This is a genomic window from Desulfuromonas soudanensis, from assembly GCF_001278055.1.
In the GTDB taxonomy this organism is placed as follows: Bacteria; Desulfobacterota; Desulfuromonadia; order Desulfuromonadales; family WTL; genus Deferrimonas; species Deferrimonas soudanensis.
Genome location: NZ_CP010802.1, coordinates 1,981,491 through 1,996,991 on the forward strand (window position 1 = coordinate 1,981,491; position 15,501 = coordinate 1,996,991).

A 15,501-nucleotide genomic window follows, 5' to 3' on the forward strand; every position below is an offset into this window, starting at 1 on the left:
GTATCTGGTCCTTCTGGTCTTAGTCCTCTTCGGACTGTTTCCATCCAGACCGGTTTCCGCTCGGGGACTGTTCGTTGCCGTAATCATGACCGGCGATCTGGAGTCTTATCGCCAGGCTCATGCCGCCTTCATGGAGAAAATCGAAGGGACGATCCCCGACGATGGAGGCGTTGAGGTTTACCTCCAGACCCCCAACCCCGACCCGATTTCCTGGGCCAACAGCATCCGCAAGGCGGTGGGGATCGGAGCGGACATCATTATCACCTACGGGGCCTCCGCCACCCTTGCGGCCAAGTCGGAAGTCAGAAAGACCCCGGTTCTCTTTGCCGATGTCTACGATCCCGTGGCCCTTCATCTGGTCCGGGATCCGTTGCGCCCCGGGGGGAATCTCAGTGGTATCAGCAGCAAGACCCCCCTGGAGACGCTGGTGAAAACGTTCCGGGAGATTCATGCCGTCCGGAGCATGGGGGTGCTTTTCTCTTCCTCGGACCTCGGATCGCTTCTTCAGGTAAAAAAGATCGAGGATCTCGGGAGCGGCTTCGGCTTCGAGGTGTTGAAAAGGGACATCGAAGATCCGCGCGAGATTTCCGAGGCTCTCTCCTTTCTCGCTGACAGAATAGATTCACTCTATATCACCGAGAGTCCGGCACTTCACCTCGGTCTTGGGGAAGTTGTCGATTTTTCACGGGGAAAATCCCTGCCGCTCCTCGGGCAGATCCCGGGGTTGAGCGACGGGGGCGGACTGATTTCCCTGGAGGCTGACCCCGTCGAACAGGGGGAGCTTCTCGCCGACTGTCTGCGGCAGATTCTTGACGGCAGGAAAATTGGAGACCTCCCGATACGTACCCCGCGGAAGGTCTCTTTGGTGATCAATCTCAACGTGGCGCGCAGTCTCGGCTACAAGGTGCCGTTTCAGGCGCTGAGCATGGCGACGCGGGTCATCAGGTAGCTCATGGAGATCCGAGGGTCGTTAAAGATTTCCAGGACGGGAGAGCCCCGTCCTTTTTTATTGCAGCAGGTATAAAAGGAAGGTCAGGGAGAAGGCGCTGAGGAGGGTGGTGGTAAAGATGGCGCCGGCAACCAGATCGGGACGGGTTCCGAAGCGCAGGGAGTAGAGGAGGGGGAGGACGGCGGAGGGGGTACTGGTCTGGAGGATGACGACCTTGCGGGTTAAATCCTGCAGGCCGAGGAGGTCGCAGAGTCCCCAGGCGATCAGGGGAGCCAGGGCCAGGCGCATCAGGGTGGCGAGGCAGAGGAATCCCGGATAAACCTGCAGCCGGGTGCGGGCCAGCTGCATGCCGAGAAGGACGAGCATCAGGGGGATGGCCGCCTGGCCAAGGAGGTCGATGGGGCGCAGTAAAAAGAGAGGGACCGGGATCGACATCGCCTTGAGGATAAAGGCGAGGGCCACTGCATGGAAGATCGGAATTCGAGCCGTGTTGGCCAGGGCCGTGGAGAGCGGGGCCTTCCCTCCCTGGGCAATGACTATGGCCAGAGTGCCGAGGGGGATGTTGAAGAGAACAAAGATCAGGATGGAGACCTCGAGCCCCCGGTCTCCGAAGGCGAACCAGGCCAGGGGGAGACCGAAATTTCCCACATTCATCATCACCGTGGAGAGGGCCAGGGCTCCCCGGGTTTCCCGGTCCATGCGCAGCCCCCGCCCGCAGAGGACGGCGATGGCGAGGAGAATCGCCGTGTACAGGACCATGAACAGGCCCAGCTCCAGGGCGAGGTCGAAGCGGATCTCCCGCTTCATCAGGGCGGCAAAGACCAGGGCGGGGGTAAAGAGATAGAGGGAGGCGTTGGTCAGGGTGGGAAAATCGAGGCGGAAGGCCTTTTCCAGGGAAAATCCGGCCAGGATGATCAGAAAAACCGGGACGATGATTTCGATGAACAGCATGGCGGCTCCTGCGCGGGACTCCTGAATCAGACAGGGGAGACTAGCATGACGGGGACAGTGGTGCAACATCCCAGGAGGTCCAGGAAGAGACCTTGCAAATCGGCATTTTTCCACCCGGTCCGATTATTTCTGGTATACATGAAATGTCTTTACTATTCCCGTTGACAAGGGCTCGATCATACTGATTTAATAGCCTGCGGTTTCACCGATTCCGATCTGCCGGGATGAATGGTGCCGCCGATAGTTCTTATTCGTTTCAGGAGGATATGATGAATCCGTTGGCTCAAGAACTGAACGACCAGCTCGCCCAGCACAGCCCCCACGTTCTGGAAATGCTTTCCGATCTCGGGAAGAACCTCTTCTTCCCCAAAGGGATTCTCACCCAGTCCGCAGAAGCCAAGGATAAGGCGCACAAGTTCAATGCCACCATCGGCATCGCCACCGAAAAGGGCGGCCCGATGTACCTGCAGTGCATCCAGGACAAGCTCTCCGCCTTCGATCCCAAGGATATCTATACCTATGCACCGCCGGCCGGCAAGCCCGAGCTGCGCGCTCTGTGGCGGGAAAAGATGCTGCGCGAGAATCCGAGCCAGCAGGGAAAACACTTCAGCAACCCGGTGGTCACCAACGCCCTGACCCACGGCCTCTCCATCGTCGCCGACATGTTCGTCGACAAGGGGGACCATCTCGTTCTGCCGGACATGCTCTGGGGGAACTACAACCTGACCTTCGGCACCTGCAGCGGGGCCATCGTCAAGAAATATCCGACCTTCACCGTAACCGGCGGCTATGACGTCGATGCCTTCAAGGCCGTTCTGAAAAACACCGCCGAGGAGAAGGGGAAGGCCATCGTCCTCCTCAACTTCCCCAACAATCCGAGCGGCTACACCCCCACCGTCGCCGAAGGGGACGCCATCGTCGCCGCCATCAAGGAAGTCGCCGAAGGGGGATGCAACATCGTGGCGATCACCGACGACGCCTATTTCGGTCTTTTCTATGAAGATTCTCTGAAAGAGTCCCTGTTCGGCAAACTGGCCAATCTGCATCCGCGGATTCTCACCATCAAGCTCGACGGCGCCACCAAGGAGGAGTTCGTCTGGGGCTTCCGCACTGGATTCATCACCTTCGCCGACGGCAACGAATACGAGAACACGCCGGTGATGACCGCCCTCGAAAAGAAGACCATGGGGATCATCCGGGCCCGCATCTCCAACTGCCCGCACCCCTCCCAGACCTTCGTCATCGAGGCGCTGCGATCCCCGGATTTCCTGGCCCAGAAGGAAGAGAAACTCCAGGTCATGAAGGGGCGCGCCCTGCAGACCAAAAAGGTTCTCGACAGCGGCAAGTACGGCAGCGCCTGGGAGTACTACCCCTTCAACTCCGGGTACTTCATGTGCCTCAAGCTCAAGACGGTGGATGCCGAAAAGCTTCGGCTCCACCTTCTCGACAAGTACGGCGTCGGCGCCATCTCCATCGGCAAGACCGACCTGCGCATCGCCTTTTCCTGCATCGCCAAGGAAGACATTCAGGAGCTCTTTGACATTATCTACAAGGCCGTGCAGGACCTTTCCTGACGACTGCGCCTAGGATTACCGGCCCGCCAGAGATGGCGGGCCTTTTTTATTTCAAGGGGTCCATGAAGAACCTGATCGACATCCTCACCGCCGCCGCCGTCCTCCCGCAGATGCCGCAGCTCCTGGAACCGGGGCAACCCTGTTACCTGGTCGGCGGTGCATTGCGGGATTGGCTTCAGGGACGCAGGTCCACGGATTTCGATTTTGCCACTCCCGGCGATCCTTCGCCCCTGGCCCGACGCTTTGCCGCCGGAGTCAAAGGGACATGGTTTTCCCTCGACAGGTCGCGTCAGCAGAGCCGGGTGGTCGCCACCGTCGCCGGTCAAAGTCTCACCTACGACTTCGCCCCCTTTCGCGCCGCGGATCTCGGCGGCGATCTGGAACGGCGGGACTTTACGGTGAACGCCATGGCCTGTTCCATCGACGGAGAACCACGGCTGATCGATCCCTGCGGCGGAAAAAGGGATCTGCAGGCGGGGCTTCTTCGAGCCTGTTCGGACAGGTGCTTTGACGATGACCCCCTGCGGGTCCTGCGCGGTGTCCGACACGGCGTGACCCTGGGTCTGGAGATCGAGAAGGGGACCCGTGCCCTGATGGAGGCAAAGGCCTATCTGGCCTCCCGGCCCGCCCCGGAGCGGATCCGCGGGGAATTGGCCGCTATCTTTTCCGCTCCGTCCATCGCGCGCGGATTGTCTCTGCTACAGGACCTCCATCTATTGCCGGTCCTCTTCGGCCCCTCCCGGGCCGAAGGCGGAACTTCGTGTGGAATCTCCCTGGCGCTGCGCTGTGAAGAACTGGTTCGGAGGGGTGACGGAGGCGAGGAGGGGAGGGAGCTCTTCAACCCGATGGAGGAGATCCTTTTCGATGGCTTTTCCCGCTGGGGGGTGTTGAAGCTGGCCGCCTTTCTCCGCGGTTATGACCCAACCGATCTGGCCCGGATCCTCGAGGAGCGCCTGCGCCTGTGCCGCAGCCACCAGAGACTCGTCCGTTCCCTGGTGGAACTGGATCCCGGAGTCGGATCCGAATGGCCGCAGTTGCCCAGGTCCCCGAGGGGTCGGGCTCTGTGGGTAGCCGGTCTCGGTCCGAGTCCGCGCCTTGCCCTCCTTCTCCTTTCGGCGCTGGTCGAGCCTCCCCCCTTCACCCCCGGTGAGGGGGCCGCGCTCCTCCGGGATCTGGCGACCGTCATGGTGGCCGGGCGGATCCCCGATCTGGTCGATGGCCGATGGTTGTGTCGGGAGCTCGGTCTCTCTCCCGGACCCGAGGTCGGCCGGGCCCTTGGTATCCTGCGGCAGGCGGAGATCGAGGGGACGGTTGAAACACCCGAACAGGCCCGTAACTTATTGATTTCACGTAAAAACAAAAATATTGACAAGGAGGAGGATATCTTCCTATAATGCGCACCTCTTTGCGGGAATAACTCAGTGGTAGAGTGTCAGCTTCCCAAGCTGAAGGTCGCGGGTTCGAATCCCGTTTCCCGCTCCAAAAAACAATAAAACCCCGGAGACGCGTCAGCGACCGGGGTTTTTTGTTGGGATTCCTCCAGGGCGTTGAGGCCTGCGCCCCCCTGTGGTAGAATGAAATCCGAAACCAAGATTTAATCCTTGCCGCAGGAGAAGTTCCATGGCCGACACACCGCCGAAAACCGTCCGTTGCCCGCGTTGCACAACCCCCGCCCCCTGGCAGGGGAATCCCTTTCGTCCCTTCTGTTCAGAAAAATGCCGCATGGTTGATCTCGGGCGCTGGGCCGAGGAAGAATATCGCGTCGCCGCTGAAAAGGTCGACCCCGAGCAGTTGAACAATCTCATTCCCTTCCCTGAAAAATAGTCCGTGACAAGGAGTCTCGATGTATCATCTGACGGTTTACACCCACTTTGCCGCTGCCCACAACCTCATCAATTATCAGGGGGATTGCGAAAATCTCCACGGTCACAACTGGAAGGTGGAAGTGACGGTTTCGGCCCGGGAACTCGACAAGGCGGGGCTTGGGATCGACTTCAAGATCCTCAAGAGCGAGACCAAAGAGGTTCTCGGCCTTCTCGACCACAAGTATCTCAACGAATTGCCGCCCTTTACCGAGATCAGTCCGTCCTCGGAAAACCTCTCCCGCTTTCTCTTTGAAAAACTCAGCGAAACCTTCAATAACGACAATGTCCGGGTCACCAAGGTCAACGTCTGGGAATCCGATTATGCCTGCGCCAGCTATACCGCCGACTGACGGCTCGCTCATCGAGATCTTTTCCTCGATCCAGGGGGAGGGGCTATTGATCGGCCGCCGGCAGGTCTTCGTGCGCATGGCCGGCTGCAATCTCGACTGCGCCTACTGCGACACCCCTTTTGAGCCGACCATTTCCTGCCGGGTGGAGGATGCTCCGGGTTCGGGGAATTTCTGCGACCTCCCCAATCCCGTCGCCCTCGAGACCCTCTACAACCTCCTCTACGCTTGGCAGACCGTCGCTCCCGGCGTTCACCATTCCATCAGCCTCACCGGCGGGGAGCCGCTGATTCAGGGGGAGCTTCTTCTGGAATGGCTCCCCGTTCTTCGCCGCATTTTCCCCCTTCACCTCGAAACAAACGGAACCCTTCCCGCCCTCCTCGAGCCGCTCCTTCCCCACCTCGACTGGATCTCCATGGATCTCAAACTCGCCAGCCTGACCGGGGTACCGACCCCCTGGGAAGCCCACCGCGATTTTCTGCACCTGGCCCGCCGCACAAACTGCTGCGTCAAGCTCGTTGTCGGCGAAGAAGTGAGCCGTGAAGAGCTGGAGGAGGCGGCGGCCCTCGTCCATGAGGCCGGTGATGATGTCCTGCTGATTCTGCAGCCGGTGACCCGCGATGGGCGCTCCGGACTCCGTGGCGCCGATCTCCTTGCCCTGCAGGGACTCGCCGCCCGAATTCATCCCCAGACTCTGGTTATCCCCCAGACCCACCGTTTCATCGATCTGCTTTGACGGCCTTTCCTCCCTCGGCCAACAGATTGAATCTCTCAAAACTTGAGGGGTAAACCTGGGTCCTGATAAAAAGGTTGTCAGTGTAACGCGGACTCTCTCGATAAGGCAGGCCCTTTAACACCATTCGGCTGACCGCCGGCGCCGATGCCCATCTTCTCAAACCCGTCAAGATGGAAGCACTGTTACGGAGGCTCAATCTTTTAGGCTCCCTGTAAACAGGCATATACAAGGCTTCTGGGGAATTTTTGCCGGCCGCTCCCCTCGGGAGCGGCTTTTTTCTCGTCATCAGCGGAGATAGGCTTCGGTCACATAGCGCCGCATCATGACGTGGGTGTTGAAGTAATAGGCATTTTTGCCGATGGCGTTTTTCATTACCCTGATCCACCCCGGCCGATCCTGGTAGTAGAGGGGGAGGATGACCGATTCGAGTTTTTTGTACAGGTCGTCCGCATCCTCCTCCCCCCGGTTTTCCGAGAGGATCGAGTCGGCCGGAGGCGGTCCGATGGACCAACCGGTCACCCCTTCGATGTGTCCTTCGATCCACCAGCCGTCGAGCACGGAGAAATTCGGCACACCGTTGAGGGCCGCCTTCATGCCGCTGGTACCCGAGGCCTCCAGGGGACGAAGCGGGTTGTTCAGCCACAGGTCGACTCCGGGAATGAGGCGGGAGGCGACATCGATGTTGTAGTTTTCGAGATAGACGGCCTTGATTTTCCCCTTGAGGGCGTGGATTTCCTGAAGGATGTGCTGAATCATCTCCTTCCCCTCCGTGTCTTTCGGGTGGGCCTTGCCGCCGAAGACGAGTTGCACCTTCCCCTGGGCAATGTGCAGCAGGCGCTGCAGGTCACTGAAAATCATGTCCCCGCGTTTGTAGGCGGCCGCCCGGCGGGCAAAACCGATGGTCAGAACCTCGGGATCGAAAACCTCTCCTGTGGTCTCGGCGATGTATTGGAAAAGGTAAGCCTTGGCACCGCAGTGGGCCTCCCAGATCTCCCCGTCGGGGATGTTGTCGACCCTGACCAGCAACTCCGGCTCATTGGCCCAGCCCGGAAGATATCGATCGTAGACATCCATGAAATAGAGGGAGGCCCAGGTGAAGGGATGAATCCCGTTGGTTATGGCGTGTATTTCGAAGCCGGGAAAGAGGGCCTTGGAAATCTCCCCGTGTTTTTTGGCAACGCCGTTGACATAGCGGCTCAGATTCAGGGCGAGGAGGGTCATGTTCAATTCCTCCTTGCCGCCGAGTTCCTGCAACAGGGTCAGGGGAACGATCTCCCCGAGGGTCTTTTGGACCAGGGGGTAGGGGAAACGGTCGTGACCGGCTTCGACAGGGGTATGGGTCGTAAAGACGCACTGGTCCATGACGCGGCGGGTGTCCCAGGAAGCCCTTTCGTCCCAGGTGTCCTCCAGGGGGCGACGATAGCGGTTCAGGAGTTCGAGGGTCAACAGGCTGGCGTGTCCTTCGTTCATGTGGTATTTGCGGATGGTGAAGCGCAGCGCCTCGAGGATGCGCGCACCGCCGATCCCCAGGACGATCTCCTGCTTGAAACGGCAGGCGCTGTCGCCCCCGTAGAGCTGATCGGTGATGCGCCGGTCCTGCTCGTCGTTACCGGGGATGTCGGTGTCGAGAAAGAGGACGGGGACCTCGCCGCCGGTCGGGCTTTTGACGCAATAGAGCCAGGCCTGCACCTTGACGTCGCGTTCCTCGAGGGTGACGAGAATTTTGGCCGGCAGCCGCTCGGTGAGCTCTTCCGGGCGCCATTGGCGAGGATGCTCCCGCTGCCAGCCGTTGGGATCGATTTCCTGCCGGAAATACCCCTGGCGGGAGGCCAGGGTGACGGCCACCATCGGCAATTTGAGGTCGGCGGCACTCTTGATGGTATCTCCGGCGAGAACGCCGAGTCCGCCGCTGTAGGTGGGAATCTCATTGGAGAGACCGATTTCCATGGAAAAGTAGGCAATTTTCGGTTCTCGGGTAAAACGCTTCCATTCATTCATCGATTCTCCCCTCGGGCCGACCAGTCAAAGCACCCTTCGATCTGGCGCAAAGATAATACTTTCGGACAAAGTCGGCAGGGAGCGCTCGGGAATTCAGTGCCGGGCGGTTTGTCCTTGAAATACCGCAGGAACTGTGGAACATTTGACGCACCGCTCCACCCCGAGAAAGGGCGTCACGCCCAGAGGACTCCTGAACCGATGTATTGCGAAACGTTTGGCCTGTCGGAAAAACCCTTCAATATCACGCCCAATCCCCGTTATATCTTCCTGAGCAAGAACCACAAGGAAGTCTTCGCCCATCTCCTCTTCGGAGTACGCAACCATTCGGGCTTCATCGAGGTCACCGGCGAGGTTGGAACGGGGAAGACGACGGTGTTGCGCACCCTTCTCTCCCAACTCGGCGGCGAAGGTTACCGTCTGGCCCTGATCTTCAACCCCAGCCTCTCTTCCCTCGAACTGCTGCGCAGCATCAACCGCGAATTCGCCATCCCCGCTGAGGGTGCCGGCGCCGGTGAACTTCTCGCCACTCTCAACGCCTTTTTGCTGCAGGAAAATTCCGCCGGCCGCACCGTCGTCCTGGTCATCGACGAGGCACAGAATCTCGAGGCCGGGGTCCTGGAGCAGATCCGCCTCCTTTCCAACCTCGAAACGGAAACGGACAAACTGATCCAGATCGTCCTCGTCGGCCAGCCGGAACTCGGAACCCTCCTCGAACGGCCGGAGCTCAGGCAGCTCAGCCAGCGGATTACCGTGCGCTATCATCTGCGCCCCATGGATTTTGAGGATACGGCCGCCTATATCGAGCATCGACTGAGGGTGGCCGGAGGGAGCAATCGTCTCTTCACGCCCGCTGCCGTGAGAAAAATCTACCGTTTTTCCAAAGGATATCCGCGGTTGATCAACATCCTCTGCGACCGGGGACTGCTGGTCGCCTATGCCGAAGATGCCCGGGAGGTTTCGGCCTCCGCGATTGCCACCGCCATCGGCGAACTGCGGCGGGTTATCGCCCCCGAAAGACGACGCCTCATCCTCCCTCTGGTCCTGGCCACCACGGTCCTCCTTTTGGGCACCCTTGCACTGGTGGGGTTTCCCCCCGAGTCATTCCGGCTCCCCGGCCAGATTGCCGCGGCGCCGGAAGCCCCTGCGGTTCTGCCGACCGTCGATAGAGGGCAATCCCTCGAGGCTCTGCGCCTGGAACTGGCCGGCCAGAATGAGGGGAGGGGCGCCACCCGCTCTTTCAACGTTCTGGCCGCCCTATGGGGAGCGGCGCCTCTCCCCGAGGACCAGGAACTGACCTTCCCTCAGGGGGGAGTGCGCGTCGCCAGCGAGCGCGGCCTCAGCCTTACCCCCTTTCGCGGAAGCGTCGACACCCTTCGGGCCATGGATGTTCCGCTGCTTCTTCAACTCTCTCTCCCCGGGACGACGGGCCATCGTTATCTGGCCCTGGTTTCCCTGGAGGAGGAATGGGCAGGCATTTCCCCTCCCCTGGCCGGCCGCGCCACCCTGACCCTGAACGAACTGCGGGAACTCTGGTTCGGCCACGGCTACATCCTCTGGAAGAATTCCCGGAATCTCCCCTATCTCCTCGATCCCGGCATGACAGGAGCCGGGGTGGCCGGCGTTCAGCGACTCCTGCAGGATGCCGGTATTTTCGACGGAGAGGTGAACGGAATTTTCGACAAGGAGACCGTTTCCGCCGTCACTGCCTTTCAGCGGCGGCGCGGCATTGCCCAGGACGGCCGGGTCGGCCCCCAGACCCTCCTCCTCCTCTACCAGGAGGCCCAGGACGGACAGACGCCCCGTCTGGGCGCGGCAAAACAAGGAGGGCGGCGATGAGCTCGATCCTCAAGGCATTGAAAAAGGTGGAGGCGGAAAAGGTCTCCCGTTCCGACGCTCCGGTCGATATCGCCCGGGATATCCTGCGCCACAGCGGCAGGCGTTCAGGGACTGGTTTTCGACTTCTTCTCCTGAGCATCGTTCCCCTTGTCGCGGCGGCGGGAGTTATTGTCCTTCTGCTGTCGGGAATCGGCGAAAAAACAGAGGGTCTCTCCCGCGCGACGTCTCCCTCTGGAGAGGAAATCATCAATCCTGGAGTCGAAGGTCTTGAAAACTCTTCAGCTGCCAGGGAAAACCCTCCGGAACAGTCCGCAGAAAGAAATGCCAATTCCGACGGGGACATACCCCATGAACCCTCAGTTATTTTCGAGGATTTTCGCTCCTCACCCGACGCAGCTCGACCGGAAAAAATAGCCCTCGATAAAATTCCGGCGCTGATCGTCACCGGGATCGCCTACCAGCAGGACAGGGAAGGGCGGCTTGCCGTGGTCAACGAACTCCCGGTGATGGAAGGGACCCTGATCGAGGGAGCGCGCATCGAAGAGATCCTCGAAGACCGGGTCCGCTTCGTCAAGGACGGCCGGACCTTTGAGGTCGGACTCGGCAATCCCGACTAGGAGCCTGAAGGCTCATGGATAGTCTGGCAGGCTCCTAGTGGAGCCCCCCCCGGTCGAGGCCGATCATCAGGTAATCGGCCTCATTGGCCGTCGCCGTTCCCTCCTCGATTCTTCCGGGAATTTCCGGGAGGAGAACACGCAGGTTCGTCTCTCCCAGGTCCCGCAGTTGCCTGGGAATTCCATAATGCCAGGCGTGGCCGCTGCCGGCCAGAACGACCACCAGATGCTCCGGGTGGGTGCCGAGAAAATTCATCAGCGTCCGGGCCATGGCCGTGTCCCAGAGGAGCTGGGCCTCGCAGAAATTCTCGAAGACCGCCCCCTTGTGGACATGGGCCCCGAGGGTGCGCTGGATGAAGCTGCGATAGGGCGGGTCGACGACGCAGCGCACCCCCGGCAGTTCCCCAAGCTGTTCGGGGGAAAGGGAGTCCATCCCCTTGCTTGCCACCTGCCCGGTGATCTTCCGTGAAAGATTGAGCCCCACCAGTTTCACGCCGTGCTCCCGGGCAAAGAGGAAAATCTCCCGGTAGACCGGCCACAGGCTCCAGTTTTCCTCGTAGTCCCTGAGAAACTCCTCTTCGCGACTCTCCCCTGCCACCCAGCGATCCAGCGCCTGCTGGCTGTCGCTGCGAAACATCTCCAGCCCCACTGCCAGCGTGACTCCTCTATTGTGCAAGGCCCTGATCACCTGCAACTGGGCCCGGTGATGGCCGGCATGGTCGTGCAATTCCCCCATGAACACCACGCGGGTCGTGCTCAGGTCCTTGAGCACCTCCGCAAAGCTTACGTATTTGCCTTCGTCCAGCTGGAGAATGTGAGCCTTCCCCGGTATGGGTGTGGCGAGCGCAAGCAGGCCGGCAAGCAGGATTGGGAAGAGGCGCTTCATGGCGAAATCTCCCGGATCAGGGGCGATCGTCCCGTCTCCCAGGTCCCCCGCAGGAGCATTCGGTCACCGACAAAAACAAGATAGCTGTCGTTGCCGTAATGGGGGATTTTTCTGGCATCACTCCCGACTTCAGGTCCCGCCTGGGGGAGATAGAAGGCCAGGGTGCGGGTGGGCTTTTGGGGGTCGGCAAGAGCGAAAAAGAGGGAGGCTTCGCTCTGGGAAAAAGACTGCCCATTGACGGTGAAGCCGCCTCTTTTTAGAGAAAGCTGGCGGGGGAGGGGAGGGAGAAGAGCCCTGTTCTTCGGAACGCCGAGGCAGAGAATATCGTGCCCCTGCAGGGTTGCCGCGGTCACCTCGTCTTCACCGTAGAGCGGGGACGATTCCTTACGCAAGGCGGCCAGAAGGGTGCGCCCTGCAACCAGAGCCTTCGGAGGAAGTCCGCTTGCCGTGACGACGACCAGGGAGCGGCTTCCGCGCAAGGCATTGACGGTTTTGGGGATTTCTTCGGGGGCCAGGCGGCGGAAGAGGTCGACCTCCGGATCGAGGAGAAGACGGCGGGGGGGAGCGCTGCTCCGCAGGGTGAAGGGGGTACGCTCGCCTGCGACGGCAACGGTCTCCTCCAGAAGTCCGTCGTCGGTTTCCAGACGCAGCAGGATGGCCAAATCATAAGCCGGAAGGCTCTGGACGATGGTTCCGGTCACCGTCCAGGAGCCGGAGGTTCGGATGATCTCGACCTCCTCCAAGCTCAGGGACGGCGCTCCGGGGACCTCGACCCACTGCCGGAAGAAGGGGCGCAGATCGACATGCCCGGTTGCGCTGAGGACCCGGGAAAAATCGTCCCAGCCGGCGCCTTGGAACATCCGGTCGGTCGCCAGGGTTTTCAGGCCTCCCCAGAACGCCCTGTCGCCGACCCTCTTGCGCGCCATGTGAAAGACCATGGCTCCCTTGCCGTAGCCGATCGCCTGGGTCGCCTTGCTGGTGCGGGAGACGAAGGCCGAAAGGGGGAAATCCTCCCCTGCGGGCACCAGGGTGGCATAATCCCGGAGAATTTTCTGCCGGTATTCTCGCCCCTCGGCGGCTGAAGAGCGCTCCTTGTATAAATGGTCGGCCAGGTAGGTCGTCAAGCCTTCCGACCAGTTTCCTCCGGACGGATCGATCCGGACGCCGTTCCCCCACCAGGAGTGGGCGATTTCGTGGCCGAGACTCGTCTCGACAATAAAGGGGAGGGGGACGACCGTGCTGCCGAGAAGGGTCCAGCCGGGAAAGCCGTACCCGGTGGGGAAGAAATTTTCAACCACGGAAAATCGCGGGAAGGGGTAGGGGCCGAAGAGGTCGCTGTAGAGCTTCAGATACCCCTTGGCGGCCTCGAGGTAGACCTCGGAGAGCGCCGCGTGTTCGGGGTAAAAGTAGGTGGAGACGGGGATGCCGGGGGCGGCTTCTTCCCGGAGGCGGTAGGGGCCTGCAACGAGCGTCGCCCCGGTCCGGGGGGTGGTCGTCTGCCAGAGCGAGAAGCTGCGGCCGTCCCGTGTGCCCCGCTCGACCCGGATCCCCGATGTCACCCCTTCGATTCCCTCCGGAGCTTCCAGATACAGGCGCAAGAGGAACCGGCTGCCAGGCAGCTCCGGATACCAGCCGGACCCTTCGGCAAGAAACGTCCCCCGCGGGCCGACGGATGCCGAGACTCCGTAGGTCGGATCCTCGCTGTGGGCCGGGCTCTCCGGAACAGCATCGCCGAAGGTGGCGGCATAGCGGACAGTGACCAGGATCTCCTCCCTTCGTCTGGCTGCCGGCAGGGGAAGGGTCAGCCGGCCGTTGTGCCAATCGTAGAAGGAAGGATGTCCGGCCAGCTCGACACGTTCTATGCGGGCCTGCGGCGCCATCAGCAGGATAAGTTGCGAGGCGCCATCGGGGCCGATGGTCATGACGGCGGTCCCCTCCACTCTCCCCTCTTCGGGTGCGAGGAGAAGACGCAGGTCGAGGTGTCGGATCGTCGGGGAGGCCAGCGCCGACGGCACGGGGAGGAGGAAACAGGAGACGATGGCAGCAATGAGCAATCCAGGCCAGTTCATTGCCGGCAATTATAACCGAAAAAGGGACGAACGGCATTGCCCTGGCTGCCTTTGCCGCAGGACACGGTCAGGACGGTTAAGGTCTGGCCCGGGCGAATTTCTTTTCCATCCCCTGAAGGATCTCCTGGTCGCTTGCCCCGAGGTTCTTCCAGAGAAAGGCGAGCATGGCCTGGCCGTAGCAGATATTGCAGCCGGCGGCATGATCGTCGAACTGGCCTCCCGCCTTCCCCTCCTGCCAGAAACAGGAGAGAAGACTCTTATGCCCCATGGCATCGCAGAAGCAGTAGCAGGGAATCCCCTGTTCCTTGACGGCGACGTTGGCGGTCCCCAGCAACTCGGGTTCCACCACCGCGATCTTGTAGCCGACCTCCACGGATTCGCTGGTGAAGACGAAGGAAGGAAAGTTGCTTGCCTCCCAGTCCTGCTCGGGATACTTCTTTTCCAGCAGGGCGGCGGACTCCCTGGTCAGATCGGCCATCTTCATCTTCGCAATCCGGTCGAATTCCTTCTGCTGAAAAGCATCCATGGAAAGGGCCGTGAAAGGGGTGAGAAGGGCCGCGCCAGCCAGGAAAAATACGGAAAATCTAAAAATTCGTTTCATAAGACGATCTCCCTGAGTTGGGGGTCAGAAGGGGTTGTACAACTGCCAGTTGCTCGTCCGGAACCATTGGCCGACGATGATACAACCGACCTGGCCAAGGAGGACGACGAGAAATAGGATGTTCAGCCAGCGTCTCTCCCGGGCAAACCAGCGTCCGCCGGAGAAAGGTCCTCGGTCGAGGAAGGGAACCAGGAACAAAAAGAAAACGATCAGGGTAGGAAAAACAACCCCGCCGAGAAAGGCCGAGTGGCTGACCATCTCCTGGACGCCGACGAAGTACCAGGGGGCCCTGACCGGGTTGGGGGGGTGAAGGGGGTCGGCGCGCTCGTAAAGAGGCGCATCGATGATGAGCGACAGGGCCAGCAGGGCGGCCAGGGTCAGCAAAGCCACGGCGCCTTCAGCCCGGTAGAGCCAGGGCTCGGCCGGCACCTTTTCCCCCGGATCTCCGACTGCGGCGGCAAGGCCGCCATCCTTGCGGATGCGCCACAGGTGCAGGGCGCACAGGACGAGAATCGCCAGGGGAATTGCGCCCGCATGCAGGGCGAAGGCTCGCGATAACGTCTCCGGGCCAATCGCTTCGCCGCCGAGGAGGAAAGTCTGCAGCACCGGGCCTAAAAACGGATAGTATCCGACCAGGCTCGAACCGACCTTGACCGCCCAATAGGAAATCTGGTCCCATGGCAGGAGGTAGCCGGTGAAGTTTGCCGTCAGGATCAGCAGCAGAAGAAAGAGTCCGTAAACCCAGTTCAATCGGCGGTTTTGGTAGCTCCCTGTCAGAAAGACCCGCCCGAGATGGAGCACGGCCAGGATGACCAGGGCATTGGCCGCCAGAAAGTGCAAGTTGCGCACCAGGGCGCCGAATCGCAGGGTCGTGGTGATGTGCAGGATGCGTTCGTATGCCTCCTGCTGCTCCGGCACATAGTAGAGAAAGAGGGTCAGGCCGGTGGCGAGCAGTACGCCGAGACAGGTGAGGGCAGCGATACCGAGTCCCAGGGTCGTCAGGGGATGGAGCGCCCGGAGGGTGATCGTGGGAGCGTGCAGGTGGTCGAAAAAATTTCGCCTCTCTTTGGCCATG

The 15,501-nt window shown here is 60.8% G+C and carries 14 protein-coding genes and 1 tRNA gene; 9 read left to right on the forward strand and 6 right to left on the reverse strand.

The window, feature by feature from the left end; genetic code table 11:
* The first annotated feature begins 85 nt into the window (after window positions 1-85).
* Window positions 86-949, forward strand: coding sequence for an ABC transporter substrate-binding protein (locus tag DSOUD_RS08965; protein WP_053550691.1), 864 nt, complete (start codon window positions 86-88; stop codon window positions 947-949).
* Between the two features lie 57 nt (window positions 950-1,006).
* Here DSOUD_RS08965 and DSOUD_RS08970 read toward each other — a convergent pair whose 3' ends face one another.
* Window positions 1,007-1,900: an AEC family transporter gene (locus tag DSOUD_RS08970; RefSeq protein ID WP_053550692.1), complete on the reverse strand. Its 894-nt coding sequence runs from the start codon at window positions 1,898-1,900 to the stop codon at window positions 1,007-1,009.
* A gap of 269 nt (window positions 1,901-2,169) precedes the next feature.
* Here DSOUD_RS08970 and DSOUD_RS08975 point away from each other — a divergent pair, with 269 nt between their 5' ends.
* The 6 genes from DSOUD_RS08975 to DSOUD_RS09000 all read left to right on the forward strand — a co-directional run bounded on the left by DSOUD_RS08975 (window position 2,170) and on the right by DSOUD_RS09000 (window position 6,422).
* Window positions 2,170-3,474 carry an aminotransferase class I/II-fold pyridoxal phosphate-dependent enzyme gene (locus tag DSOUD_RS08975; RefSeq protein WP_053550693.1) on the forward strand — a complete coding sequence of 435 codons (1,305 nt, stop codon included), beginning with the start codon at window positions 2,170-2,172 and terminating at the stop codon, window positions 3,472-3,474.
* A 62-nt stretch (window positions 3,475-3,536) separates the two neighbouring features.
* Window positions 3,537-4,868, forward strand: a complete 1,332-nt coding sequence (locus DSOUD_RS08980; protein ID WP_198300299.1) for a tRNA nucleotidyltransferase/poly(A) polymerase-related protein — start codon at window positions 3,537-3,539, stop codon at window positions 4,866-4,868.
* A 13-nt stretch (window positions 4,869-4,881) separates the two neighbouring features.
* Window positions 4,882-4,956 (forward strand) — tRNA-Gly (locus tag DSOUD_RS08985).
* Window positions 4,957-5,094: 138 nt separating this feature from the next.
* A complete protein-coding gene (locus DSOUD_RS08990; protein ID WP_053550695.1) occupies window positions 5,095-5,298 on the forward strand; it encodes a DNA gyrase inhibitor YacG in 204 nt (67 codons plus the stop codon).
* A gap of 19 nt (window positions 5,299-5,317) precedes the next feature.
* Window positions 5,318-5,689 carry a 6-carboxytetrahydropterin synthase QueD gene (queD, locus tag DSOUD_RS08995; RefSeq protein ID WP_053550696.1) on the forward strand — a complete coding sequence of 124 codons (372 nt, stop codon included), beginning with the start codon at window positions 5,318-5,320 and terminating at the stop codon, window positions 5,687-5,689.
* Complete coding sequence (locus DSOUD_RS09000) at window positions 5,661-6,422, forward strand: 7-carboxy-7-deazaguanine synthase QueE (RefSeq protein ID WP_082351177.1); 762 nt, start codon at window positions 5,661-5,663, stop codon at window positions 6,420-6,422. Before queD ends, DSOUD_RS09000 begins: the two co-directional genes overlap by 29 nt.
* A gap of 285 nt (window positions 6,423-6,707) precedes the next feature.
* Here the strand turns inward: DSOUD_RS09000 and glgP are convergent, their stop codons facing one another.
* A complete protein-coding gene (gene glgP, locus DSOUD_RS09005; protein WP_053550698.1) occupies window positions 6,708-8,420 on the reverse strand; it encodes an alpha-glucan family phosphorylase in 1,713 nt (570 codons plus the stop codon).
* 198 nt (window positions 8,421-8,618) lie between these two features.
* On the opposite strand from glgP, the gene DSOUD_RS17845 reads away from it, so the two are divergent.
* Both DSOUD_RS17845 and DSOUD_RS09015 read left to right on the forward strand, forming a co-directional pair.
* The gene (locus DSOUD_RS17845) at window positions 8,619-10,256 is read left to right on the forward strand and encodes an ExeA family protein (RefSeq protein ID WP_082351178.1); all 1,638 of its coding nucleotides are present in this window, start codon (window positions 8,619-8,621) and stop codon (window positions 10,254-10,256) included.
* Window positions 10,253-10,873 carry a general secretion pathway protein GspB gene (locus DSOUD_RS09015; protein ID WP_053550699.1) on the forward strand — a complete coding sequence of 207 codons (621 nt, stop codon included), beginning with the start codon at window positions 10,253-10,255 and terminating at the stop codon, window positions 10,871-10,873. Before DSOUD_RS17845 ends, DSOUD_RS09015 begins: the two co-directional genes overlap by 4 nt.
* 34 nt (window positions 10,874-10,907) lie before the next feature.
* Here DSOUD_RS09015 and DSOUD_RS09020 read toward each other — a convergent pair whose 3' ends face one another.
* The 4 genes from DSOUD_RS09020 to DSOUD_RS09035 form a co-directional block, all read right to left on the reverse strand.
* On the reverse strand, window positions 10,908-11,756 hold the full coding sequence (locus tag DSOUD_RS09020; RefSeq protein WP_053550700.1) for a ChaN family lipoprotein: 849 nt from the start codon (window positions 11,754-11,756) through the stop codon (window positions 10,908-10,910).
* A complete protein-coding gene (locus DSOUD_RS09025; RefSeq protein ID WP_157671816.1) occupies window positions 11,753-13,825 on the reverse strand; it encodes a M1 family metallopeptidase in 2,073 nt (690 codons plus the stop codon). Before DSOUD_RS09025 ends, DSOUD_RS09020 begins: the two co-directional genes overlap by 4 nt.
* A 76-nt stretch (window positions 13,826-13,901) precedes the next feature.
* Window positions 13,902-14,426, reverse strand: a complete 525-nt coding sequence (locus DSOUD_RS09030) for a PCYCGC motif-containing (lipo)protein (protein WP_053550702.1) — start codon at window positions 14,424-14,426, stop codon at window positions 13,902-13,904.
* A gap of 24 nt (window positions 14,427-14,450) precedes the next feature.
* The gene (locus tag DSOUD_RS09035; protein WP_053550703.1) at window positions 14,451-15,500 is read right to left on the reverse strand and encodes a cytochrome b; all 1,050 of its coding nucleotides are present in this window, start codon (window positions 15,498-15,500) and stop codon (window positions 14,451-14,453) included.
* Window position 15,501: the final 1 nt, after the last annotated feature.

Coding starts and splice junctions, on each gene's coding strand:
- DSOUD_RS09020 (WP_053550700.1), bottom strand. CDS start 11,756: ATGAAGCGCCTCTTCCCAATCCTGCTTGCCGGCCTGCTTGCGCTCGCC.
- DSOUD_RS08970 (WP_053550692.1), bottom strand. CDS start 1,900: ATGCTGTTCATCGAAATCATCGTCCCGGTTTTTCTGATCATCCTGGCC.
- glgP (WP_053550698.1), bottom strand. CDS start 8,420: ATGAATGAATGGAAGCGTTTTACCCGAGAACCGAAAATTGCCTACTTT.
- DSOUD_RS08980 (WP_198300299.1), top strand. CDS start 3,537: ATGAAGAACCTGATCGACATCCTCACCGCCGCCGCCGTCCTCCCGCAG.
- DSOUD_RS09015 (WP_053550699.1), top strand. CDS start 10,253: ATGAGCTCGATCCTCAAGGCATTGAAAAAGGTGGAGGCGGAAAAGGTC.
- DSOUD_RS08975 (WP_053550693.1), top strand. CDS start 2,170: ATGAATCCGTTGGCTCAAGAACTGAACGACCAGCTCGCCCAGCACAGC.
- queD (WP_053550696.1), top strand. CDS start 5,318: ATGTATCATCTGACGGTTTACACCCACTTTGCCGCTGCCCACAACCTC.
- DSOUD_RS09000 (WP_082351177.1), top strand. CDS start 5,661: ATGCCTGCGCCAGCTATACCGCCGACTGACGGCTCGCTCATCGAGATC.
- DSOUD_RS08965 (WP_053550691.1), top strand. CDS start 86: ATGACCGGCGATCTGGAGTCTTATCGCCAGGCTCATGCCGCCTTCATG.
- DSOUD_RS09035 (WP_053550703.1), bottom strand. CDS start 15,500: ATGGCCAAAGAGAGGCGAAATTTTTTCGACCACCTGCACGCTCCCACG.
- DSOUD_RS09030 (WP_053550702.1), bottom strand. CDS start 14,426: ATGAAACGAATTTTTAGATTTTCCGTATTTTTCCTGGCTGGCGCGGCC.
- DSOUD_RS09025 (WP_157671816.1), bottom strand. CDS start 13,825: ATGAACTGGCCTGGATTGCTCATTGCTGCCATCGTCTCCTGTTTCCTC.
- DSOUD_RS17845 (WP_082351178.1), top strand. CDS start 8,619: ATGTATTGCGAAACGTTTGGCCTGTCGGAAAAACCCTTCAATATCACG.
- DSOUD_RS08990 (WP_053550695.1), top strand. CDS start 5,095: ATGGCCGACACACCGCCGAAAACCGTCCGTTGCCCGCGTTGCACAACC.